The organism is Limnofasciculus baicalensis BBK-W-15 (assembly GCF_024178385.1).
In the GTDB taxonomy this organism is placed as follows: Bacteria; Cyanobacteriota; Cyanobacteriia; order Cyanobacteriales; family Coleofasciculaceae; genus Limnofasciculus; species Limnofasciculus baicalensis.
In genome coordinates, this window is record NZ_JAMZMM010000757.1 from 1 (window position 1) to 1,051 (window position 1,051).

At 43.1% G+C, this 1,051-nt stretch carries 1 protein-coding gene; it reads left to right on the top strand.

The window, feature by feature from the left end:
• The first annotated feature begins 242 nt into the window (after nt 1–242).
• The gene (locus NJ959_RS29990) at nt 243–989 is read left to right on the top strand and encodes a creatininase family protein (protein WP_254015414.1); all 747 of its coding nucleotides are present in this window, start codon (nt 243–245) and stop codon (nt 987–989) included.
• Nucleotides 990–1,051: the final 62 nt, after the last annotated feature.

Consider the following 1,051-nt stretch of genomic DNA (forward strand, 5'->3'; position numbering starts at 1 on the left):
GCTGTTATGAGGTACAGTAGCAGTAATTTTCAGGTATGTTCGGTGCAGAGAAACCGGGTTTCTGAGGTGTACTTCATAAACCTGCAATCTGCTGTACTTGGAATGGTGCGCCCTGATGAAGCGTAACACACCCTACAAATAGAGAAGCAAGGGTAAGTACTGAATATTTATCGCTTCTCGAATTAAACCTAACCCTAATGATTGACTGCCGCTAATTATTATTGATGCGAGACTAAATAACAATGCTGCTACATTTAATGACTTGGACAGAGGTAGAAGAGTACTTGAAGGTATCGCCTGGGATTATTTTACCAATTGGTTCAACAGAGCAACACGGACAAACGGGATTAATTGGCACCGATGCGATTTGTGCCGAAGGGATTGCGCGGGGAGTGGGTGAAATGACACATACAGTAGTTGCCCCCACAATTAATGTGGGTATGGCACTACATCAAGCAACATTTCCCGGCGCGATCGCACTGAGACCTAATACTTTAATTGAACTTATTCAAGATTATCTTACCAGCTTAACTAGAGCCGGATTTACTAAATTTTTCTTTGTCAATGGTTACGGCGGTAATGTTGCTACACTGAGAGCAGCATTTGCGGAAACTTACGGTTATCTAACCGATCTACATATTCCCAATGCCGAGAAAGTTCAGTGTCGTATCGCCAACTGGTTTACTTGCAATTCTGTCTACAAATTAGGCAAAGAATTATATGGTACTCTAGAAGGTTCCCATGCTACACCTAGCGAGATGGCGGTAACACAGTACTTTTGTCCAGAAACCATCAGGAAAATTCCTGTCATGGCAGAAGTAGGCTCCCTATATCCAATGCACAATACAACTCGTTTCCGCCGCCGCTACTGTGACAGAGGGATGGGTGATAATTCTATCTTAGCGACACCGGAAGATGGTAAACACTTTTATGACTTAGCAGTGGAGGAATTGAGTGAGGTTTATTTGGAATTTTTGCATGGGGAATGAGATTGTGGGGAGTTTTGAGTTTTGAGTTTTGAGTTTTGAGTTTTCTCCCCTGCTCCCCTGCT